The organism is Marinicrinis lubricantis (assembly GCF_042658665.1).
In the GTDB taxonomy this organism is placed as follows: Bacteria; Bacillota; Bacilli; order Paenibacillales; family KCTC-33676; genus Marinicrinis; species Marinicrinis lubricantis.
In genome coordinates this window covers 20,235-43,109 of the sequence record NZ_JBHSQV010000168.1, presented here as the reverse complement: position 1 = coordinate 43,109, position 22,875 = coordinate 20,235, and the positions used below count along the sequence as shown (strand labels likewise).

At 46.9% G+C, this 22,875-nt stretch carries 21 protein-coding genes; 3 read left to right on the top strand and 18 right to left on the bottom strand.

Annotation, left to right across the window (positions count from 1 at the left end):
• Window positions 1-15: 15 nt before the first annotated feature.
• The 6 genes from ACFPXP_RS14835 to ACFPXP_RS14810 form a co-directional block, all read right to left on the bottom strand.
• Window positions 16-537, bottom strand: coding sequence for a DNA-deoxyinosine glycosylase (locus ACFPXP_RS14835; RefSeq protein ID WP_379895092.1), 522 nt, complete (start codon window positions 535-537; stop codon window positions 16-18).
• 30 nt (window positions 538-567) lie between these two features.
• A complete protein-coding gene (locus ACFPXP_RS14830) occupies window positions 568-1,023 on the bottom strand; it encodes an NUDIX hydrolase (protein WP_379895106.1) in 456 nt (151 codons plus the stop codon).
• A 21-nt stretch (window positions 1,024-1,044) separates the two neighbouring features.
• A complete protein-coding gene (locus tag ACFPXP_RS14825; protein WP_379895090.1) occupies window positions 1,045-1,626 on the bottom strand; it encodes a histidine phosphatase family protein in 582 nt (193 codons plus the stop codon).
• Window positions 1,627-1,697: 71 nt separating this feature from the next.
• Complete coding sequence (locus ACFPXP_RS14820) at window positions 1,698-2,186, bottom strand: hypothetical protein (protein ID WP_379895089.1); 489 nt, start codon at window positions 2,184-2,186, stop codon at window positions 1,698-1,700.
• Window positions 2,187-2,196: 10 nt separating this feature from the next.
• On the bottom strand, window positions 2,197-3,219 hold the full coding sequence (locus ACFPXP_RS14815; protein ID WP_379895088.1) for a Gfo/Idh/MocA family protein: 1,023 nt from the start codon (window positions 3,217-3,219) through the stop codon (window positions 2,197-2,199).
• Between the two features lie 24 nt (window positions 3,220-3,243).
• Complete coding sequence (locus ACFPXP_RS14810) at window positions 3,244-4,443, bottom strand: DegT/DnrJ/EryC1/StrS family aminotransferase (RefSeq protein WP_379895087.1); 1,200 nt, start codon at window positions 4,441-4,443, stop codon at window positions 3,244-3,246.
• Between the two features lie 212 nt (window positions 4,444-4,655).
• Here ACFPXP_RS14810 and ACFPXP_RS14805 point away from each other — a divergent pair, with 212 nt between their 5' ends.
• A complete protein-coding gene (locus ACFPXP_RS14805) occupies window positions 4,656-6,044 on the top strand; it encodes an extracellular solute-binding protein (protein WP_379895086.1) in 1,389 nt (462 codons plus the stop codon).
• 61 nt (window positions 6,045-6,105) lie between these two features.
• Here the strand turns inward: ACFPXP_RS14805 and ACFPXP_RS14800 are convergent, their stop codons facing one another.
• The 10 genes from ACFPXP_RS14800 to ACFPXP_RS14755 all read right to left on the bottom strand — a co-directional run bounded on the left by ACFPXP_RS14800 (window position 6,106) and on the right by ACFPXP_RS14755 (window position 18,460).
• A complete protein-coding gene (locus ACFPXP_RS14800; protein WP_379895085.1) occupies window positions 6,106-6,996 on the bottom strand; it encodes a carbohydrate ABC transporter permease in 891 nt (296 codons plus the stop codon).
• A 12-nt stretch (window positions 6,997-7,008) separates the two neighbouring features.
• Window positions 7,009-7,965, bottom strand: coding sequence for an ABC transporter permease (locus tag ACFPXP_RS14795; RefSeq protein WP_379895084.1), 957 nt, complete (start codon window positions 7,963-7,965; stop codon window positions 7,009-7,011).
• Between the two features lie 105 nt (window positions 7,966-8,070).
• The gene (locus ACFPXP_RS14790; protein WP_379895083.1) at window positions 8,071-9,714 is read right to left on the bottom strand and encodes a hypothetical protein; all 1,644 of its coding nucleotides are present in this window, start codon (window positions 9,712-9,714) and stop codon (window positions 8,071-8,073) included.
• A 251-nt stretch (window positions 9,715-9,965) separates the two neighbouring features.
• Window positions 9,966-11,198: a DegT/DnrJ/EryC1/StrS family aminotransferase gene (locus tag ACFPXP_RS14785; protein WP_379895082.1), complete on the bottom strand. Its 1,233-nt coding sequence runs from the start codon at window positions 11,196-11,198 to the stop codon at window positions 9,966-9,968.
• Between the two features lie 19 nt (window positions 11,199-11,217).
• Window positions 11,218-12,930 carry a hypothetical protein gene (locus ACFPXP_RS14780; RefSeq protein WP_379895080.1) on the bottom strand — a complete coding sequence of 571 codons (1,713 nt, stop codon included), beginning with the start codon at window positions 12,928-12,930 and terminating at the stop codon, window positions 11,218-11,220.
• A gap of 41 nt (window positions 12,931-12,971) precedes the next feature.
• Window positions 12,972-13,886 carry a Gfo/Idh/MocA family protein gene (locus ACFPXP_RS14775; protein ID WP_379895079.1) on the bottom strand — a complete coding sequence of 305 codons (915 nt, stop codon included), beginning with the start codon at window positions 13,884-13,886 and terminating at the stop codon, window positions 12,972-12,974.
• A 163-nt stretch (window positions 13,887-14,049) separates the two neighbouring features.
• A complete protein-coding gene (locus ACFPXP_RS14770) occupies window positions 14,050-14,859 on the bottom strand; it encodes a nucleotidyltransferase domain-containing protein (protein WP_379895105.1) in 810 nt (269 codons plus the stop codon).
• Complete coding sequence (gene gshAB, locus ACFPXP_RS14765) at window positions 14,859-17,225, bottom strand: bifunctional glutamate--cysteine ligase GshA/glutathione synthetase GshB (protein WP_379895077.1); 2,367 nt, start codon at window positions 17,223-17,225, stop codon at window positions 14,859-14,861. Before gshAB ends, ACFPXP_RS14770 begins: the two co-directional genes overlap by 1 nt.
• Before the next feature lie 73 nt (window positions 17,226-17,298).
• Window positions 17,299-17,748 (bottom strand): MarR family winged helix-turn-helix transcriptional regulator, encoded by a 450-nt coding sequence (locus ACFPXP_RS14760; RefSeq protein ID WP_379895104.1) that lies wholly within the window; start codon window positions 17,746-17,748, stop codon window positions 17,299-17,301.
• Window positions 17,749-17,881: 133 nt separating this feature from the next.
• The gene (locus ACFPXP_RS14755) at window positions 17,882-18,460 is read right to left on the bottom strand and encodes a histidine phosphatase family protein (protein WP_379895076.1); all 579 of its coding nucleotides are present in this window, start codon (window positions 18,458-18,460) and stop codon (window positions 17,882-17,884) included.
• Between the two features lie 227 nt (window positions 18,461-18,687).
• Here ACFPXP_RS14755 and ACFPXP_RS14750 point away from each other — a divergent pair, with 227 nt between their 5' ends.
• Complete coding sequence (locus tag ACFPXP_RS14750) at window positions 18,688-19,386, top strand: stalk domain-containing protein (RefSeq protein WP_379895075.1); 699 nt, start codon at window positions 18,688-18,690, stop codon at window positions 19,384-19,386.
• Window positions 19,387-19,454: 68 nt separating this feature from the next.
• On the opposite strand, the gene ACFPXP_RS14745 is transcribed toward ACFPXP_RS14750, so the two are convergent.
• Window positions 19,455-20,363 carry an aldo/keto reductase gene (locus ACFPXP_RS14745; RefSeq protein WP_379895073.1) on the bottom strand — a complete coding sequence of 303 codons (909 nt, stop codon included), beginning with the start codon at window positions 20,361-20,363 and terminating at the stop codon, window positions 19,455-19,457.
• 329 nt (window positions 20,364-20,692) lie between these two features.
• On the opposite strand from ACFPXP_RS14745, the gene ACFPXP_RS14740 reads away from it, so the two are divergent.
• Entirely contained in the window at window positions 20,693-22,345 is a 1,653-nt protein-coding gene (locus ACFPXP_RS14740; RefSeq protein ID WP_379895072.1) for a PhoX family protein, read from the top strand.
• Between the two features lie 109 nt (window positions 22,346-22,454).
• Here the strand turns inward: ACFPXP_RS14740 and ACFPXP_RS14735 are convergent, their stop codons facing one another.
• Complete coding sequence (locus ACFPXP_RS14735; protein WP_379895071.1) at window positions 22,455-22,850, bottom strand: YmaF family protein; 396 nt, start codon at window positions 22,848-22,850, stop codon at window positions 22,455-22,457.
• Window positions 22,851-22,875: the final 25 nt, after the last annotated feature.

The following is a 22,875-nucleotide window of genomic DNA, read 5'->3' as shown; positions in this document are numbered from 1 at the left end:
CATGGCTCCTTTAAGTCATGACGTTGATTTTGTCCAATCTTTAATCACACGCCAGGCCTCTATCTTCTCCTCTAGCGATTTCACATTTCTCCCCGGTGTTGGGCTTGAGGAAGGAAGCTTGACGTACGTTTTGTTATCGTCTTTTCCTACTTTTTTTAAATATGTATCGTAAGCCTTTGTTCCGTTCAGCAATACATACCGGATGTTAGGATAATTATGGTACAGCGTCGTAAAATCGTTCACCTGCTCCTCAGTAATGCTGGAATCGAGGCTTCCAGGCCGGATGCATTGACCAATCACGTCCCATAAGGCAATTCTCTTTGACTTCAAGAACGCTAGACGCTTTTCATAATCCTCTTCGAACGACTTGTCAAATATCGAATACAACATCGTCCAAAAATGATTTCTCGGATTGGCATAATACTGCTGTTTGCGCAAGGATTCCTCGCCTGGCATCGATCCTAGAATAAGGATGGATGCTTGTTCGTCGATAACCGGATCAAACGAATGAACCGGCTGCAGGTTATTTTCCGTCATACTGAAGCAATAACTCCTTTCTGATAAGTACTAACGAATATATCCTGCTTTCCGAAGGACCATTTCATTAAAAGGGTTCATGCCTGGAATGGGCCGGTCTAGCGGGAAATACTTCAGTTCCAGCCCCTCGTCATCCTGAATGGTCGGAACTCCCGTGACTTGTTGTGCTTCAAACACAGCCATCACATTATAAATTTCATCACCGTGAGGATAACGATAATACATATCTTTCCCGGACAACAGCGCTATAAATCGGAACGATTCTGCATGAAGGCCTGCTTCCTCAAACAGCTCTCGAGCTGCCGCTTCTTCAAGTGATTCCCCCAATTCCATCGCACCTCCAATCGTTCCCCAATCGCCGCTGTCCGTCCGCTTCTGGAGCAAGATGTGCCCTTCCTCATTCAGTACGATCACACAGGCTCCGACCATAATGAGCGGGCTTGTCCCTACATATTTTCGAAGCTCTTTGATATAGCTATAGCTCATCATTGCTCCCCCTCTACTAGGTTAATGGGTTTGATCCTTCCATATTCGTTTCAATTCGCGCAGCATGCCGTCTTCCAAAGTCAGTCGATATATATCTGGCATACTTATGCTTCTCCAGAAGTCGTAACCGATCTGAGGATCGAAATGCTGAAGCAGCAACGTCATGATATTGCCGTGTGTGCCAACCACGATCGACTCGTTCGGATGATCCCTAATGATTTTATCCAGCACCTTCACAGCACGAGCCTGTGCGGATTTGTTCGATTCCCCTCCAGGAAATGCATAATCGGGTTCCTGAAAACAGCGTTGGATCGCATCAAAGAATGACTCAAACGGAATATCATAATCTGGTCCGGCCAGCGTTCTTTCCCGCAAATCCTCGTATGTTTCAATAGATAAGCCTTTCTGTTCAGAAATTCTTCGGATCGTCTCCATTGCTCTGACATATGGACTGCACACGATGACATCGATCTTTTCATGCTCAAGCAGGGCCGCAGCCATTGCCGCATCTGCCTGTCCTTTCGAAGACAGTCCTCGTTCTCGTTCATGCTGCTTACTGTACGGCGACTCTGCATGGCGCACAAAATAAAGGATCGTTTCCAACTTTCGCACCCCGTTTTCGTTTTCTCTGCCTTATGATGGTTAGACGATATCATGGCGCATTTGGTTTCTATTCAACGATCAACGTACTTTATATAAGGCCGCAGCGGGGTATCATCCCAGACCTGCACTTCGATATACCTCTCTGGTCCGAGGCTTCCATCCGCATTCCAAACCTGCGGTAGTCCAAACTGCTCGATCACCTGAATAATTTCATCCCGCGTATACACTTTCTCACGGTACGGCTTGCCGTCAAGGTATCTCATTGTGGGGAATAAATCCCCGTAGGTAAAGCTGACAGCAGACGCATTGAAGCAGCCGAGCGGAAGCTTCAAACACGTGCCGTGTGCATACCATTCCAATAACCACTCACATGCACCCAGCGTCATATAGTGAGGTCTTTGAAGTCGCGGCTTGCCTCCCTTGTCTATAAACATCGCTCGTGCCTGTTCTTCCAATTGCTTGCGAACCGCAAGATAATCGGCAGAACGCCGGCTGGCAAAACCCTTACGTTCCACTCTCAGCATCGCCTGAACCGATTCGGCTTCTTCATCCGAAAGCATCGACAAAAACTTACAATATAATTTCTTTACCCTCTTTCGAAGAACGATAGATGGCTTCAATGACTCGAACGGCCGCTGCGCCATCCCTTCCCGTAATCATCGGCTCTCGTCCATCGCTTAAAGCATCCAGCATATCCGCGATTTGCAGTCGGTGATACTCCGTCGATATGCTTTTCGGATCGGAGACTCCGCCGCCAGCTCCGCTCTCTGAGGACAGCTGCGGTTCTGGCATACCCGGTACCGACCAATGCGTAATGGAAGCGCCTTCTACTTTAACCGTACCATGTTCCCCGTAAACGGTCAGCGCAGGTGGGAAGCCCGGAACGATACTCGTCGAAGCTTTGAAGGACCCCAATGTTCCGTTTTCAAACTGAAGCAGTGCCGCTCCAATATCCTCCGCTTCCATTTGATGGGTTCGTGTCGCCGTTTTACCGTAAACCGTCCGCACCGCCGATCCACTCACCCAGAGCATGAGATCTAAGGAATGAATCCCTTGGTTCATCATCGCACCGCCATCCTGATCGATCGTTCCCCGCCATGCCGCAGAATCATAGTAGCTCTGATCACGATAGAACGGACAGGATGCTTCGATCATCAACAGCTTGCCGAGCTTGCCGCTGATAACGGCCTCGTAAGCAGCCATATGCTGCGGTTCAAATCTTCTCTGTGAGACGACGGCAATCGTCAACCCTTTTTGCTCAGCCATTCGAATCATGCGTTCCGCATCTTCTGCATTCATGGCCATCGGCTTCTCTACCATCAAATGCTTGCCAGCTTCCAGTACCTTCATTCCGATCTCCGCATGACTGCCGCTGCTCGTTGTTACGGTGACGATATCCACATCCGGACGAACAAGCAGTTCATCGATATCTGTCGTCCAATCGCACCGCTCCCTGCTGCCCACCTCCTGCGCGCGTTCCTGCTTGCGAGCGCATACCATAACCAATTCCGCATGATCTAATTCATGGATCGCCTGCATATGAAAATCCCCAATACTCCCGCATCCGATCAAGCCAAAGTTCCATTTTTTCACGACTGTATATCCTCCTATTCATCGTTATGTAACCTTAAATGACTGAACTACTTTTTTGACGGCTTTAACAATATCATACATGTCTTCCTCATCGGCTAACAACACATTTTGATGGAGCCACAGCACTTCCTTCTCACTGGCTCGTTCGCTTACTGGGCAATGAAATTCTCGGCGTTCGCCCGTCCACTTCTCAATTTCTTGAAGCACGGCATTATTTCTATTCAAAGAGTTGTAGCCACTGCTTACGGGGATACCCTCTGCGACAAGTCGCTCTATCACATCGTTCTTATCGATCCGATCCGCTAATTCCGGTGCTAGTTTAAACATATATAGATGATATGCATGTCGGGTAATGCCAGGATCTCTTCGCATCGTAGTGATTTCCTTGACCTCTCTGAACAGCTCTGTCAGCAGATTTCCGCTTCGCTCCCTGCGTTCTAGCTGTTCCTCTACCCTGCTCATCTGACCGAGGAGTACCGCCGCCTGGAATTCGGTCATGCGCAGGTTCCATCCGATATGCTCGTGCTGATACCAAGCCCCTTCGCGAATTCGGCCCACATTGCTGAGCGACCAAGCTTTATCTGCCAATCCTTTGTCATTGGTCAAAATCATGCCGCCCTCGCCAGCGTTTATATTTTTGCTTGATTGAAAGCTGAATGTGCCCAAATCTCCGAGTGCTCCAACGCCTTTGCCGTCCCATCTGGCACCTACCGCTTGTGCGGCATCCTCGATCAAGCGCAGCCCGCGTTTCTGTGCGATATCCTTCAGCTTCGTCATGTTAGAAGGAGCTCCGCCGATATGCACCGTTACAATCGCTTTCGTGCGCGGAGTAATGGCATGCTCCACTGCGGCTGGATCCAGCGCCAGCGTATCCGGCTCGACATCCGCGAACACGGGAATGGCACCGAACATTAAAGCCGACGTCGCCGTAGCGATAAAAGTATAAGGCGGCATAATCACTTCATCGCCCGGTTTTACACCGGCCGCCTGCAGGGCAATCGTAATGCCCATCGTTCCATTCACACAAGTGACCGCATGTACCGCATCATGAAGTGCAGCGAATTTCTCTTCGAAAATCGGCAGCTTGTTCCTGCCAATCCCTCCCCATTTCCCCGAATGCAGCACTTCGAGAAGCAGCTTTTCTTCCATTTCGCCGTACACGGGCCACGTTGGAAAAGATTTCGTACGTACAGGCTCTCCGCCGTAAATCGCTAAATCGCTCATCCTTTGTACTCCTCTCGATTTGTATTATTTTAGTTATATGTATCATACCTGTATTATATTATACGCTGTCATCGATGACGAGAGCTCATTTTCTGTTCTCCGTGAACTATTTCCTACCAAGGGAATGACACCTGTATTTTACTTGTATTTGTTTTGGCATTGTTTTACAATACAATGGAATCTTGCAGTTTGGAATGGATAGGAGCCAACATATGAAACGAGAAAACGAATTTCGGTATTTGAAATTAGCGCATATTTTAAGAGAGCAAATTCTTTCCGGTTATATCAAACCCGGTGAATTTTTAATGTCTGAGAACGATCTGTGCAAGCAATACGGGATGAGCCGCACTTCTGTGCGAAAATCGTTGGAACAGCTGTTAAACGAAGGGCTTATTATCAAAAAAGTAGGCCAAGGCACCATCGTATCGCCGGATGTCGTCATCCAGCCGTCTCAAAACAAGGTGCTTCGTATTTTTGCTGCGGCTCCCTCTCATTTTTTTGATATATGCATGCCTCATATGATCGAAGCGTTTAAAGTAGATTATCCTCATGTTGAAGTGAAATGCTTAAGCTTCACCTCCAATGAATTTTGGGATTCCGTCAACACCAGTGTCGATTTAGGGTTAAAGCCGGACTTGCTTTTCCTTACGGATCGTTTATTCAACGAAATGGATTCGAAAGAGGATTATATCGACCTGCAGCATTCGCTTACAGGCAGCTTTGACTTGATGTACCCCAGATTAAGAGACGCTTGGAGAATAGAGCAAGGTGCTGTGAAAGCGGCGCCAGTCACCTTTTCTTCCGTATACTTGGCATACAATCCCGAGCTGTTCAAACAGTATGACGTACCTGAACCGACGGAGAATTGGACAACAGAAGATTTCCTTCAGGCAGCCGAGCGGCTGACACGGGATACGAACGGCGATGGAATCGCCGACGTATACGGCTTATCGATCTCCTCCTCGCTCAGCCGATGGCCGGTCTTTGCGCTTCAGAACGGCGTTCGATTTACTAGGCCCGACGAACGCGAGCCTTTGCTGAACACGTTAAATTTCATGCATGAAATTTTGTATAAACGGCGCGTCGCCGCACTTTCTCCGCGAACCGCTTTGAATTTAGACGCATTTGCCCGAGGGAAAGCTGCGATGGTACTCACCACTACGATCGAGCTGGCCGGATCTCATTTCACTTCGATCCCATTCCAGCCGCGCATGGCCTCCTTGCCCTTCGGAAAGCGCAAGGACACGATGCTGATCGCCAACTGCATGATGATTCCTGAGCAAAGTGATGAAAAGGAGCTGGCGCTTCGTTTTTTACAAAAAGCCATCAGTGTGGACATGCAGGAAAAGCTGAGCCGGGAGACAGGATTTCTGTCCGTGCTGCGAAAGGTCAATGAAAGCATTTGGGAATCTCATTGGCTTGAAAAGCTGCATATCCATCACGATATTATTGAGAACAGCTTCTTTCTTCACGAAATTTTGCCCGATGTTCAAATCGCGGATGCGTTGGAGACTGAGATGATGATGTATTGGTCCGGTATGGATTCGGCTACAGAATGTACCGACCGGTTATTGGGCATCGTAAGGCAGCCTCGGTCCTAGCACCCAAAAGTTGAGTAACCTGCCTTCATCCGGAGGCAGGTTATTGCAGCATTCGCTCCGCTCACCCTTTGATCGATCCGAGCAGCATCCCCCTCACAAAATAACGCTGTAAAAATGGATATATGATCAGCACCGGCAAAATGGCAACGACCACCGTGGCCATTTTGATCGTCTCCGGAGGAAGGGTCTGCAGCATCATCGGGTTAGAGATGGCTAATTCCTGACTAATATTTGGGGTTTGTATCATATTCCTCAGGACGACCTGTATCGGATACAGCTGCTTATCATTAAGGTACATAATCCCTTGAAAATAGGCGTTCCAATGCCCAACCGCATAAAATAAGCCAAGAGTCGCCATAATCGGTGCGGATAGAGGAAGCACGATTCTGCCCAGGGTTTGAAATTCTCCGCAGCCATCGACTTTGGCCGCATCCTCGACCTCGGATGGCAAATTCTCAAAATAGGTCTTCATGATGAGCAGGTTGAAAGTTGAAACCAACCCCGGAATGATAAGCGCCCACACGGTATCCATTAGACCCGTCGCACGTACGACAAGATAGAGAGGAATCAGACCGCCGGAAAAAAGCATGGTGAACACTATCGCCAGCAAAATCACATTACGCCCCGGCAAAAACTTCTTGGACAGCGGATAAGCAAGCAGTGTAGTAACCAATAAATTCAAAAAGGTTCCCACGATCGTCACGAAAACCGTCACCTTCAATGCTTGCGGGACGACCGGACTGGAGAAGATCGATCGAAACGCTTCAAGCGTTACTTTCGATGGAAGAAGAACGAAGCCGCCATTGCGAAGCACTTCGGAATAAGGCGTGATGGACATGACGAATACATAATACAGCGGGAATAAGGTAAGAAAACCGAATACGGTTAATACAAAGTAAATGATCGCATCGACAATCCGGTCCGATTTCGTTTTATGAACTGCGTAAGACATCACTCCCGCCCCCTACCATATTCCTGATCCGCCGAATTTCTTCGACAGCTTGTTGGCGCCAATCACGAGGACGAAACCGATAACAGACTTGAACAGATTCGTTGCGATTGCCACACTAAATTCCAGCTCTTCTAAGCCTCGTCGGAATACCCACGTATCGATAATGTCCCCGGATTCATAGACACGCGCGTTTAAGAAAATATAGATTTGTTCAAATCCTGCGTCCATAATGTGACCGATGCGTAGAATTAACAACAGAATAAATACGTCGCGCAGTCCCGGAAGCGTAACATGCCACATCAAGCGCCACCTGTTCGCCCCGTCAATGGCCGCTGCTTCGTAGAGCTCGTTATTGATCGTCGCTAATGCCGCTAAATAGATAATGGCACCGAAGCCGGTATTTTTCCAAATATCTGTCAATATAATGATCGGACGAAAATACTCATTGCTGGCCAAGAAGTTAATCGGCGCCCCCCCGAGCTCACGAATGTAATAATTGATGATTCCCGACTCCTGTGCCAGAAAAGCTACAGCTAATCCGTACACAATCACCCACGATAAAAAATACGGTCCATAGGTAATCGTTTGAATCACCCTTTTAAACCAGAGCAGTCTAATCTCATTGAGCAGCAGCGCCAGCAATATATCGGGCAGCATGTTGAATAAAATACGATAAACACTAATGACGAGTGTGTTCCTCAAAATCCTGAAAAATTCTGGAGAAGCGAAAATCGTTTTAAAGTTATCAAAGCCAACCCATTCGCTGCCGAAAATCCCCTTGCTTAGATTGTAATCCTTGAATGCAATGATGAGGCCGCTCATCGGAATGTAGTGATAAATGATGTAATAGATGATTCCGGGGAGCATCATCAGATAATACCAGCGGTATCGATACAATAGACGCATGGCACCCTGCTTGTGCTGCAACGGACTTTGTTTGGATACATTGGATACTGTCTTCATATTCATGGATTGAGAGCTCCTCCTTCCGCTGATCTGATTCAGGCAGCAAAATGGCTGTAAACAGGGAGAGAGCCAGCCCGTATTGCCAGCTCCCGCCACTTATCAGGCACGCTACTGAATGATTCCAGCGGCACGGATTTGCTCTTCGTAGGTGTCAATCATCTGTTGACCGCCGTATTCCGTCATTAACTCCTCATGATAAGTCGGCCAATTCGAAGCATCCGGCTCATCGAACAAAATTTGCACCTGATATTCCCGCATTTTCGCTCGAAAATCCGCAAGATTAAAGCCTGAAGGAGGCGCAACATTCGTGCCAATCGACGGATACAGCTTGTAGGACTTGATGGTGTCGATAATTTGCTGATCACGTTCGGATAATCTTTCATCCACGATCTCAAGTCCGAGCGGATCCGCTTCCGGATTGTGCAGATAGAAGAATTGATAGAACTGCTGGAAATTCCCCTGCTCGATAATGTCCTTCTGAACCGCCGACACATGTTCCTCTGTAATTCTGATTTGGTTTCCCTCTCTGATGTAGTGCTTACCTTCCTGTCCGTAGTTAATCAGGAGGAAGCCTTCCTCGCTTGCCATCCAATCCAAAATTTGAGCTTGACGCTCCAGCTTCTTCGGCTCTTGTTCCGCCGTTTTACTCGAGAACATAAACGCCGTATCCGGCAAATTTTCAGTCCATGTCCCGGTTTCGGCAAATGGGTGGAACGGCATCCAGTTTGCTTCCGGCTGAATCGCCTTTGTCCTGTTCTGGAGGCTGGTCGGATCGCTGTCAAAAGCGAAGTTTCTTGTTCCGCCTACGATGATGCCGACTTTGCCGCCAGCGGCCTTATCGATATGCTCTGTTCCTTTGGTGAGGAACCAATCCGGATCGACCGTCCCCTCCTCCATCATGTCTTTTATATCCTGGAGGACATTCTGTACACTTAAATCACTTTGATTATCTACATACTTATTGTCCTTCACCATCAGCGCGCCGATTAACCCGTTCTTGATCCACTGCGGAAAATCCCAAGAAACCGACGTTCCGTTGCCCGCGGCACCTAATCCGTACGTATCATCGCGATTGTTTCCATCCGGATCATCAAAGGTAAACGCCCTCGCTACTTCCATCATTTCTTCATAGTTTGTCGGCATCTCAAGGGCCAAATTGTCCAACCAATCTTGCCGAATATAATAAGAGCGGTATACATTGCGGGGAAAGACGAGCGGTGCTCTGGCGAATTTATTTTCGACTCCGTAGCGTTCCAGCTCCAATTCACTTACCCATTTAAAATAGTTCGGCATCGTTTGCGGCGAGATGAATGGTGTCAAATCGGCAGTAACCCCGTCAGCAATAAACTTCTGTGAAGCGATACCCGTCGAAGCGAATAAATCCGGCGTATCCCCGGATGCCATCAGCAGGCTGAGCTTGCTTTCGTAATCTGTCCCCATCGGCATATGCTGAATGTTCAGCTTGACACTGAACTTCTCTTCGATCGTCTTACGAATGAAATCTTGATCCCCCTGCGGCAATACGGCATCGCCATTGGAATGTACAAACCAATTCAGCGTAAGTACTTCCCTGCCAGACTCGCCTCCGTCTTCCTTCCCCATCTCTGAAGAAGGTGGAGTTTCGTTATTTGTACCGCCTGTGTTGCTCGAATTGCCCGTATTGCCATTTCCCCCTCCGTTTGTGCAAGCAGTTAATGCGACAGAGAACATCATTACCCAAAGGAGCACCATTTTGATTCCCAATTTTCTCATTTTTCTTCGACCTCCCGCTTTTCATGATTCGAACGTGTCATTCGTATGAAAAGTCTAGTTGTCGCAATTCTGCTTTCGAATTGGCCACCACCTTTTGTTACACAAATGTCATTAAATATTACATGTAGAACTATGTGAAACGATCGATTTAAATAATACGTATCATACCTGTATTATATGGAACGAAAATTAATATCGTCAACGTCTATTTTTGGCGGCATCTGTCGTATTTTTTCGCCTACTTCTATCATTTATATCGAATAATGAATGGCTACTTTACGTACAGCCTTTATGATATCATCAATGTCACTTTCGGTGTAAAATTCATTGACAGGTATGCGTATAGCCGTTTTCAATATTTGCTCAGCGGTTGGACAGCTTCCCTCTTCATATGAGGTTGAGGATAATTCAAAAGGAAAATGACTGCCTCGGTATGCGGTGCGCTGTTGAAACAGCGGCTGCATGTAGACCGGCATGGGAATGTACCCGGCTGAATTCGGCACCCCTTCGCTTATAAGCGCTTTACTAAATTCTTCTCGTGTACACTTGAATTGCTTTTCTTCGATGCGAAGCATATAAAACCAATAGGTGCACGTATTGCCACCTTCCACGTGATGCGGAAGGATCCCTTTCAAACCGGAAATCCCCGCAGTAATGCGGTCACCGTATCTATTTCTGCGCTTGCAGATCCATGGAAGCTTCTTAAGCTGTGCAATCCCCACGGCACCCTGCAGTTCAGTCATGCGGTAATTTGGAGCGAGATAGGTAAGATCCTTCATGACTTGATCGCCAAAGCGTCTATAGTTTTTATCCGCGAAGGCGTGGACCGTGTAATAATCTTCTTCCAAACCGGAATTTACGGTGACAATCCCTCCGTCTCCAGTCGAAATATGCTTAAAATCGTTCGTACTGAAGCAGCCGTAATCTCCTATCGTTCCTGTAAGTCTCCCTTTGTAACGTGTCAAATAGCTCTGCGCACAATCCTCAATTACAATGAGCCGGTGTTTCCTTGCGATCTCCATGATCGGATCCATATCGCACGGGTTGCCCGCCAAATGAACGACGACAATAGCTTTAGTTCTGCTTGTGATCCGTGATTGAATGGACCGTGGATCCAAATTGTAAGTATGCGGTTCCAAATCTGCGAATACAGGGATGGCATTTTGATACAATATGCCGACAAGTGTCCCCTGATCGGTTATTGGGCTGGTGATCACCTCATCGCCAACCGTAATTCCCGCAGCGCCCAATGCCGTATGAATAGCGGCTGTCCCTGAAGACACTGCAACGCTATAGGAAATTCCATATAAAGCATTAAAATCCTCCAAAAACTGCTTTACCTTTCGTCCGCTATGATAAAACAAGGTGTTTTGCTCCAGTGCTTCCGCCAATTGCTTGACCTCGTCCACGCCAAACCTGCTTCCACTCCCGAAGGGGGTTTGCTTGACCTTCGTACCTCCGTGAATTGCCAGCTTATCCTCCATCCCTTTCACCTCGCACGATTTACATAAACTCACGTTGTGCCGTCTGATCGAGTACTTTTTTCACGCAGGGCACCCCATACTTGATTTCTACCTCTGCACCATCTGCGGAAGAAGCTGCGGCTGTAGGAATCCACACCTCCATACCGCCAAATTCCACCTCTCCACGAATCACGAGCCCATTCGAATCCATGCCGTCAATCCGTACTTTCCTTCTCGCCCGCTCCCAATCGTTGATCTGCTTGCTGGTCCAGAAGGTCATTCCTCTTCTCTTCGCTTCTTCGACGACTTTTCGAATCGCTTTTCTAACGAGCGGCTGCTCATGAATATGAACTTGGTGAAATAGAAAATGGGCGGCACCTTCCACTCTCAGCACCGATTCCAAGAACGAAGAGATGACACTGGAATCGGATAGACTATGGTGATCCAAATCCTGCGTTAAAAAGCTGATCTCCAGCACATTGTACAATCGATTGTTCTGATCTGACCAAGCAATTGGGAAATAAGGATGACAAGTACCGAATAAAAATCCGATGTTCCCCTTTTTGCTCGGTCCGCGGGTCTGCTCTGCCTCTATCCCGTTTTTCTCGCACCATTCGAACAGCTCGCCCCATCCTTCAAAGCGGGTGTAGTGATTTTTGTTTGAGGTGACCTTCGACAGACCCGTTGCCTGCTTCATCCATGCGAATTGGCGGTCAAATTCCGCATCATCCCATTTTCCGTCCTGAGCATCGAGAGCATTGTAGTGAAAAGCCAATTCATGCTGTTCCTTCTTTACCTGGTCATAAATATACGAGCTATATCCTGGCTCAATCATGCACCATGTGGAACGAATCCCGCATTCCCTAAGCACGCTGAGCGTGGTCTCTGCACTTTCGTCGATGTTCAAATCGCTGTCGTGAGAAATCGTCGCGACACCTGGAATACCGTCCGGCCATATCCCAATGAATGGCAGCGTCATCCCCTGCTCCAACACTCTTTTGAGCAGGTGGCTGATGAGCTGCTCCCGCCATAAATCCGCATACGGATACGCGAAAAAGGCAGCCCCAGTCTCAGTACTTAATCGGTCCCATTGCCAATCCATCGCGCAGCGATCATCCGCCTTCAAGATGTTATCATCGATACTGCCACTACCGTCCAGAGCAGGAATGCCGTCATGAAATACCGGACCGGTTCCTTGCTGGAACATCACAATCGTGTGAGGGATGTTGACTGCAAAGCGATCAATCCATCCTTCTCCGGCAGCACATTGCAGCAGTACTGCTCCCGCTTCTTCACCGGTCGGATGCTCCTTTCGCAGCATTCCCGACACGGAGATCTGATGGTCTGATTCAGCAATTTGTTTCCAAGGCTTCGCCTGCAAAAACCGAAGAGGCTGTTCAGCAGAAAGGACTGTACCTTCCATATCCGCATATCCAATCGCAATATCTGGCTGCGGGTAGAATCCTAACCTGACAGCCAAGCAGTTCAATCCGCCATACGAAATAACGATGCCGCCCTTCTCCGCATATTCCCAAATGATATCCGCCGTATACTGATCTTCTTCTGTAAATGCGGCGATCAGCACATCGGGAGCTTCCGTCTGAATGCTGCTTGCGGCATGCAGCTTCTGAAACGGAATGCCTGCATGGGAGAGCACTTCTTCCACATACGCTTCAAACACATTCATTCCATACCGATGTCTCCGTTTGACAGCGGTTTGATCAAGTAAAACACCTACCCGAGCCATTTTCATTGCTACTCGTCACCTTTCTCTCTCATCCGATATTTATTTCATTACAGCATGACCGGCGAACCTGTGCTTCTGCTTTCATTCGCTGCTTCAAGGAATCGAATAATCTCTAACGTTTCGCCCATCGATACCGGAGAATGTCCGCTGTGAAACATGTCCATAATCCGTTCCAGCATACTGGCGTAATATGGCTTCGGATTTGCATACACATCGGCGAAGGCAGTACCTTGTTCTCGATGCAGCAGTGCGCCAAACTGCCTGTTTCCCTTCCGGTTGCCTCTCAATGTACCGATGCGGCAGTCATGCCATATCCCTGTGATCAAATCATAATCTGTATTGCTGACCGCGATGACTTCCCGGCATCCCGTTCCCATGACCGTATACATCATTTCTGCAGTATGAATACCGTACCAGAATAATCCCGGCTGTGTCGGCTGAATTTCCATCGGCCCATAACAATCTACTCCCAGCACCCTTCCTAGCGATTCATCTGCAATGCTCGATGTTAATCCCTCTGCATAACGCAGCGCGGAGCAGCTCATGAATGGTACCTCATATTGATTCGCCAGCTTAGCGATAGATATCGCATGTTCCGATGTGACAGCTAACGGTTTATCTATGAAGACCGGCTTGCCATACGGCGCTAGTTTGCTGAATTGTTCCAGATGCACTCTTCCATCTACGGATTCCAGCAGAATAGCATCACAACTAGCGGCTACTTCCTCGATGTCATCCATAATGTCTACCCCGTAAGTACTCGATAAGGTTTCCGTGTACCCCGCCACCCTAGAACGGCTCAACTCAAAATCGGCGGATCCGCCAGGATAAGCAGCAACCACCCTGCCTCCGGGTACATGATAAGGATGGTTTGAATCATTTAAAATTGCCGTAAATGCCGTGACATGTGAAGTATCTAAGCCAATAATACCAATTTTTAATGGTTCAACACTCAGGTTCATCTCCTCCTTCTCAACAATCTAATTAGATACTTGTTATATACTTGTATCTTTATTATTAAAATACTGGTTTTATACCATACTGTCAATCGTTTTCCATCGATGCTCCTGAAGTGGAGTTTCCCCATTTCAATCTAAGCAGCAAAAAACAGCACTTTCGTGCTGTTTATCTTCTCAATTCTTCCTGCAGCATCTCCCTTACATAATCCAGCATCTGCGTTTTATACTTTTGATGATCTGCATCATCTTGATAACGAAGGATAATGTCGAAATAACACGCCACTATATCGTGAAGCTTTTGGGCCGATTCCGCAGATTCTGAATGAATGATGTACGATTTCTTCAACCGCTCAACAGCTTCATCCTGGAGCTCGTCTATCGCCTTTAAAGGATCGTAGTTGACCCCGTAGGCAGCCGTTAAAACCCGTATGATCTGATCGCGAATCATGTCCATATCTTTAGCTGCTTTGATCGTCTGCCTGCGCCGAATAGAAACAGCCGCATTCATGATAAACTGCCAAATGCCGCTCATGGAATCTTCAATTTCAGCCTGCAGATTTCGTTCTGTATGAGAAGACAAAGACTCCTTCAGTCTGCTGTCCAGCGCCCCCGAGCGGTCGAACAGAATCGTCCAATTCGGCTTTGTCGCCCTCAGCTTCTTCATCGACCAGACGCCCATATCGATGCCTAGTCCGTTATTCAGCAGTATGCAGGATACATAAATGTCCTCCTCATGCCTATACAACTTCGATCTCAGCACGCGGTGTTCATCTTTTATATAATGATTCATCTGTTCGGTGATATAGGTTACCTGTTCCGGCTCGCTGGCGACAATCAGTACATCGATGTCCGAATATTCATCCCGAAATCCAGCAGCACCAGAACCGACGAGGAGCATGCCAAGAACTCCTTGCAGCTTCTCAGCCTGCTCTTTCAATACCTGCAGTAGTCGATCTCTATCCTGCGGTGTATACATCAAACTCGCACTTTCTTTTCTAAATTAGACGATATGCTTCCAAACAGCAAATCTAATATTCTCTCATCTGCTTTTCGATTCTTTCCTTCATACGGATAGCAATGGATGTGAATGGCTGGATTAAAGTTGATTTCGATTATGCTGTAATTCGTATCCGACGCTTCTTCAGAGGTGTCGTCAATCATCATATCCACCCCGCAAAATACCGCGCCTGCTGCTTTCGCAGCTTGAACGGCAATCTGTTTATAGCTGTACGGAATGTTATCCGTAAAATCGATACTATCCCCACCCGTGCTGATATTAGAATTTTCCCGTAAATAAACCGTCTCGCCAAGTGCAGGTACATATTCGGTATGCTTCGACTGGCTTTTCAGAAACATGATTTCCGACTCACCAAGTTCAATACGTTCAAGCGGTGTTTTGTACCCCTTTCCCCGCAGCGGATCTTTGTTTTTCTCATGAACTAGCTGTTCAATCGTATGAAGGCCGTCACCGACCACATTCGCCGGAACGCGATGCAGTACGCCGACAACCTCTTCACCCATCACGAGAAAGCGATATTCCTTTCCCGTCATGAACTTCTCCAGCAGCACTGTACGGTCATGTCGGAATGCGATTTCGAAAGCTCTCCGATAATCTTCACTGGAAAAGCCAGCCGCAAAAATCGTGATCCCCTGACCAAAATTGGTTGAATTCGGTTTAATGACGATAGGTTGATCCCGGTACAGCTCATAATCTTTCAGCGCATCGCTGATCGTATGGTATACCTCTCCATCCGGAACACGAATGCCATGCCGCTGCAGCACTTTCTTCGTGACCACTTTATTTTCCATGACGAGTACTGTGCTGTACCTATCGAGCGATGTTTTCGTCGCCTGCTTCACATATTGCTGCTGAGTCCCTTTCGTTAAAAGAACAAAATTGTCCTGAAAATCCAACAGCTCGAACGAAATGCCTCGTTTAATGGCCGCTTTCAGCAGCAATTGCGTGGAAAGCTCTAAATCCTCGCAGCCTTTCAATTGGTATCCGCTTGCCTTACTCTCCAAAGCATACTGCTTCGCCTTATCCATATGGTACCAAATATAGGAAGACGATTGTACATCTTTTTTTACTCGTGCGGCAAAGTGATTTTTAGGCTCCAGAATTTTTTCCTTTTCCTGTTCCAGTATACGGAGCAATGACGAGTCTGCAGACCAAATCAGTTCCAGCATGACTTTCAGCTCATTCAAGAATTCAAGTGCTTTTTCCTGAAGTGTCACATTCTCCTCTTCGCCTCCATAGAATTTCCCGAGAATCCCTTCGAATAATAAGCTGTCATGGTTCAAATCCGCAGCCTTTTGCTCTTTCTCATTGAAGTGTAGGTCCTCTAACAGCAGCATGGAAATAAGGAATAAATGCACAAATCTCATCGTTTCTATGCTGATTCCGATCTTATACAGCGGATTTAGATCGATCATGCGAAGCTCTAAGTAATCGATGCCGGATTCCGTTAATTCTTCGAATACTCCCTTCCCTTTCCCCGTCTTCAAACGGATTGGACTGTAGTACTCGCGCACACTCAGCAATTCCCCTGTCCGTACGAACGATTGTAAATCCCGAGTATACGCTTCCAGCGAATCGTACGAGACATGTAGATTTTTTTCGTTGCGGTAGCCGCAAACGCTGTTGCGCAAAGAATTCATATTCGGAAAAAAGCGGCTGTCGCCATCATCCAGCTGCTCACTATTCACCGCACACTGTTCCAAGTACGTTCGGCTGAACACTGGACTTGCTCCAGTCAAATAAATGAGCAGCCAACGATAGTTCATCACATTCCGTGCCACTCTCATGTATAACGCATTTTTAAACTCCTTAAATGAATCTGTACAATTCGTCACAGAATAAAGCTTTTTCAAGAACTCGTCATCGAATGAAAAATTGAAATGTATCCCGCTCATCAGCTGCCTTTTTCGGCCGTATTTATTCGCAAGCTGAACCCTGTAACGATCCTCTTCGGGATCATTCATAACAGCGATCGGAATATCCTCGTCATTCGGTAATATAGGCGGATTGCTGCTAGGCCAAAGATACTCATTGTTGTCCAGCAACTCTAACGTGACAATATCATGAAGCGTCTCCATGAAATCATACGTCTCATCGATCGAGCTAAACACCGGTGTGATCATTTCGATTTGACTTTCCGAAAAATCCGTTCGTATATAAGGGTTCTCCATTTTTCTGCCAAACGCTTTTGGATGTGGAGTGAGTGCCAGCCTTCCTTGTTCATCCACCCGATTGTTCTCCTTCTCCAATCCGAAATAACCACGCAGCATATCGCTTTGAAGCTGATGATTTCGAATCAACTGAGCCCGTAACCTATCAAACATCCCCATGAAATCCACCTTCCTTTTCTTCGCCCTCTCTAATATTTGCAATTTGCAAATATTATTCAATAAGAAATCACCCTATGGGTGAAATGCAGCACCGATTCGACTTCGACATTGCGTCGTTTAGCAGCTGAATGGAACGGATCACCGTATCTTTTTCAAAATCATTCAAATGAGAAAACACTTCCTTTAAGTATTCTTCCATCTGTTTGTCTATCATCTCGGCCATAAATTTCCCCTCGGTCGTAAGCGACAGCACGGCTACTCTTCGGTCCTTAGGATCAGGCGTTTTTTTCACCAGTTTCATTTTAATTAATGTTTGCACCTGTCTGCTGAAGGTCGTAATATCGGTACCTAACGTATCTGCGATCTGCTGAATCGACGGTTTATGCTGACGATCAATTTCGTATAGAATATGGCTTTGTACCAGCGAAATATCGCAACCGCCTACGGAGCAGCAGTTCTTATTCAAAAAACCGAATCGACGTGTCAAAATATGAAACAGCTCACGAACATTTTCCATCATGGTTCACCTCTTCTTTATTTATACGGTAATTATTTGCAAACTGCAAGTGTATATTTTGAAATGCCGGTCGTGATACGTTAGAGGACAGGCCGCCTGTCCTCCATCTCTCACTTCGATCAAATCTTCATTTCTACATGTCATTGACATGCTTGGCACAATTATACAGCTCGCATTCCCACCGATCATCCTGCCAATAAACCTTCGTAATCGAGGTATTATGTAAATGCTCCTCCGTATTCACGTGCGGAATCAGTCGTTTCAGCGTATAACCAATCAAAGCTCCATGACTGACAACGAGCACTCTTTGATTCGGATGCTTCTCCGCTACGTAAGCAGCGAAGGACAAACCTCTGTCGCTGATCGATGGTTCCTTCTCCACGCCAAGTGACAGCTCGTGCCACCCCTCTCCCCATCGCTCAATTCTTTCCTCAACGGTCGTCCCTTCGATTTCTCCGCAGTACATCTCCCGCAGTCTTGTATCTGTATGGACAGAGAGACCTAATGCCTGACCTACAATCTCAGCGGTTTCCTTGGCACGTGACAAATCACTGGAATACAAAGCATCCCACTGCTCTTCCCTAAGCCTTTGTGCCAGCGCTCTCGCTTGGCTCCTTCCTGTCTCGTTCAAAGGAATATCCGAGTGCCCCTGTGCTCGCTTTGCCATATTCCAATCCGTGATCCCATGCCGTATAAATCCGATTTGTGTCAATGAACGCCTCTCCTCTCCCGCTTCTTATTCTACTGCGCTTTCGCATAGCTCTATTTTACCATAATGCGTATCGAGTACTTCTTTTCTTTTTTAATAATTCAACCAACACCTGTAATTTCGAGAAAAAATATTCATATCTTTCCATATTTCCGTAACAAAACGGAACCGATATGCGTCTGAATAATAGAGCCAAACAAAGGCGTTTCATCATAAAGGAGTGCAGTGGGATGAAAAAGAGAATGTTTATTTCCGGATTGATTGCGGGCGCAGTCATCGCCAGTACAACGACGGTATTCGCTGTCGATTGGGTGAAAGCTTACCTTTTCACCGGTAAGATGGAAATCAACGGCCAGCTTCAAATTCTGCCCGAGGACTACGAAATTTTAAGTTATAAAAATCATACGTATGTGCCGCTGCGTTATGTATCTGAAGCTTTGGGGGCAGATGTAGATTACCGCCAAGGCGCAGCTCCAGACGAATCCGTCATTTCAATCCATACATCAAATCAAGACGTACCTGCCGAGACCGGAAACTCGCTTCAATTGAGCGAGGATTTCTTGGAATTGGCAGCGAAGGGAAGATTGAATGGAATTGAGATTCCGCTTGGAACCTCGAAAGAAACATTGCTGAAAACTTTGGGGGAACCGGACGAAATCGCATCCCACCACTCCGTTTATTATCGATACGGTAACATCAAGTTTTATACGAATGCCAGCGATCGCGTCCGTGTCATCGATGTAGATTTCCATTTGACGACCCTCGAGGTAAAGCAGTCGCTCGGCAAGCCATTGTTTGAAGGAGTGAACGAAGCAGGGTTGTCCGGCTACGAGCTTATTTATGAAGCTGGCGATTACTACTTATATTTCATGTACAACGATAAAGAAGACGACATCGGGACACTTCGATTTAAAGATCCGCGCCAATAATGCAGTAAAGAAAAAGCCGAACCTAGAGGTACCTGGAGGTCGGCTTTTTCTATTTCATCATCGTCGAATTACCTATGCTGTGTATAGCGGTTGGCTTTGCTATGCTTTAAGATCCATTCCATCTCTTCGGCGGTTAAATCCGGCAACTGTCCCGCCTGTATGTTTTGAAGCAGCTGTTCCATTCGACTCGCGCCAGGTATGACCGTGGCGACAGTTTCCGACTGCAGCGCATAACGAAGAGCAAGCTGTGACAGAGACCTCTCTTCGGTCACCAGTTTTGACAGCTGGCCGATGAGTTCTGTTAACTCCTCCTTCGTATAATCCAGAAAACCCTCCTCTATTTTGGAAGCAGAATGCTCGGACAAGATCCCCTTCGCCACGGGACCTCGAGCGATCAAGCTGATGCCTTGTTCCGCTAGTACGGGGATAATCTCCTCTTCCGGACGTCGGTCCAATATGCTGTACTGAGACATGACGCTGACGATATTGGCTCTGGCCACATATTCCCTTACCACGTTGGGACGAATGGAGGAAATGCCGTAGTACCTAATCCATCCCTCCCGCTTCAGTTCCTCGAAAGCTTCGATCGTTTCATCTATAGGATCTTCAAGGGTGCCTCCGTGAAGCTGATACAAATCAATATAATCCGTACCGAGCCGCTTCAGACTTTCTTTGACTGCTTCTTTAATATAGGCTTTTGAAGGGTCCCACACCCATCCTTCCTGACCCGGCACTCTGCGATTGCCCACCTTTGTAGCAAGGATGATATCGGATCTTTTTCCTTTGATCGCTTTTCCCAGCAGCTCTTCATTGCGTCCATGATCATACAAATCGGCAGTATCGAAAAAGTTGATGCCTTGATTCATTGCTTCATGTATGAGACGTACGGCTTGGGATTCATCCGTTCCAAGCGACATACAGCCGAATCCGATTTCACTGACCTTCAAATCCGAAGGACCTAATGCGTTGTACTTCATCGTGTTCCCCTGCCTTTCCCTATGATTCTATGATCAAACTCTACAATTAAGCATATCTTTTTGAACATAGGTTATGCAAGGGTAACCGTCAAATCCATCTTAAAACTTCTATATCTTTCGCTGCGTCGGATCTGCACCGACAAAATCCACCATGCCTCAACATCCTTCCCAGCGGCGATAATGATCACCTTATTTTAGGTAATACCCAATATAAAACTAATACTACAAATTTTTAACATTCCGTTGATCTTGTCTTAATAGTTCATTTTTACAATCATGATAGGAAACAAACGAAACCCTATACCACCACTAAAAGGAGAGAGTTATGAATGGATCGTCGCAAATTTTTAACTTATGTGGGAAGCAGTGCAGCAGCCATGGTTGTTGCCTCAACAGGACTGGGGGCAGTCACCAACAAAGCGGAGGCCAGCGCAGCGAATCATCTATCGAACAGCAAAACGTTGTCCAAAGGGAAGCCGCTGTCCGCACCGTTCACTCCGGTGCAAAGAACATGGGCAGATGATATTACACTGCCATCTGGATATCACTACAACATTATCGCATCTTACGGAGACGTCATTAACGAAAAGGGCGAAAAATTTGGTGATGCAACGGACCTGACTGTATTTTTTCCAATTGACGCATTAGAAGGTGGAAACCATTCGGAAGAAGGCATCCTATGGGTAAACCACGAGTTTCCTGAACCACAAAACTACTTGACGATTCTAGGCATCAATCCAGAAACGTTCGATCCATCCAAAATGTCGAGCTATCCTGAACTGTTGAAAATGGAAAAGGAAGCCGTCGGCGGATCCGTCATTCATATTAAAAAAGAAGGCAATGGCGAATGGAAGCTGGTCAAAAACAGCCGTTACAACCGACGTATCGACGCGACGACGAAAATTAAGCTTACAGGACCAGCAGCAGGTTCCATCGGTGTAAAACAAGCAACGATCGTCGAAGGAACACTTGGAAACTGCTCCGGTGGTAAAACGTTCTGGAACACAGCTCTTTCCTGCGAAGAAAATACAGAGTACGGCGACGACTACGGATGGCCGAATTTTACGGACGAGCACTATGGATGGGTTGTAGAAATCGATCCTTTCGATCCAAGCTCGCAGCCTCGCAAGCATACCGCCTTGGGACGTTTTGCCCATGAGAATGCCGCTGTCGGCTTAACAAAGGACGGCCGTGTTGTCGTTTATATGGGGGATGATAAAGGAGACGAGTGCTTCTATAAATTTATCAGCTCCAAAAAATATAATCCGAACAATCGCAACGCGAACTTCGACATTCTGGAAAGCGGCACCTTGTATGTTGCCGATATGAAAAACCAAAAGTGGATCGCGCTGGATTACAAAACAAATGAAAAGCTGCAAAATTACGAAAAAGACGGCGTTAAATTTTTCAAAAGCCAAGCCGATGTGCTGGTACATACCCGTGAAGCAAGCAAAGCGGTAGGCGGAACAAAATTAGATCGTCCAGAGGATGTCGAAATCCATCCGTATGACGGAAGTGTATTCCTGGCAATGACGAACAATACGGGCCATGGAAACTTTCACGGACAAATCGCCCGCTTCTATCCTGCAGGCGGAGACCATGGCAGTGACGAATTTACGTTCGAGGTTTTCATTGCTGGCGGACAAAAGAGCGGGATCACCTGCCCAGACAACCTCCACTTTGACAGCCAAGGAAATCTGTGGGTCGTGGAAGACTACTACGCTACGGAAGACAATCAATATGCAGAATTCAAAAACTGCGGAACATTCATGGTTCCAACCGATGGCGAAAGCTATGGCGATCCATTCATGTTCGCTTCCGGCCCGAAAGGCTGTGAAATGACCGGACCGTGGTTCTCGCCAGACGAGCGTACTCTGTTCATCGATATTCAGCATCCTGAAACATGGAACCCGTATCCAGGCCATAAATTCGGACGCTCCTGCCTCGTTGCCATTCAAGGACCAGGAAGCTTTGTGAAATAATACGAGAATCCTATTTTCATCTAGCAAAGCAAACAAAGGAGACCGCATCATCCAATCGCGGTCTCCTTTGTTTGCTTTGATGCATCATTTCAGTGACATGATATCCGAATTAGCCCTTACTCCACGACCTCATTTCCTGTATAGCTTCTCGGTACATATGAACGTGAGGCTGTCTCCCATTCATAGTAGTAACCCCTTCAAAATAATGATAATGGCCCCCTCCTGCAATCGGAATCGATGGTCCTGTTGTTCCTCTTATTTGATGAGTATGCCCATCGTCAAAAGACGTTTCCGCATAATAATGGTGCACGTGAGGGACGCCGCTCGGTGCCGCCTCGGTCAATCCTATATAATGATGCTTATGTCCGTTATCAATCGAAGTATAACCTGAAAATGGATGGGAATGAACGACTCTTCCATTCCATGATGTGATATATAATTTGTGTGTGTGTTGTGAATCACCATCATTGGAATGTACAACAAAACCTGTGATTGGAATTTCCATACATGCAATGCCCCTTCATTTTGAA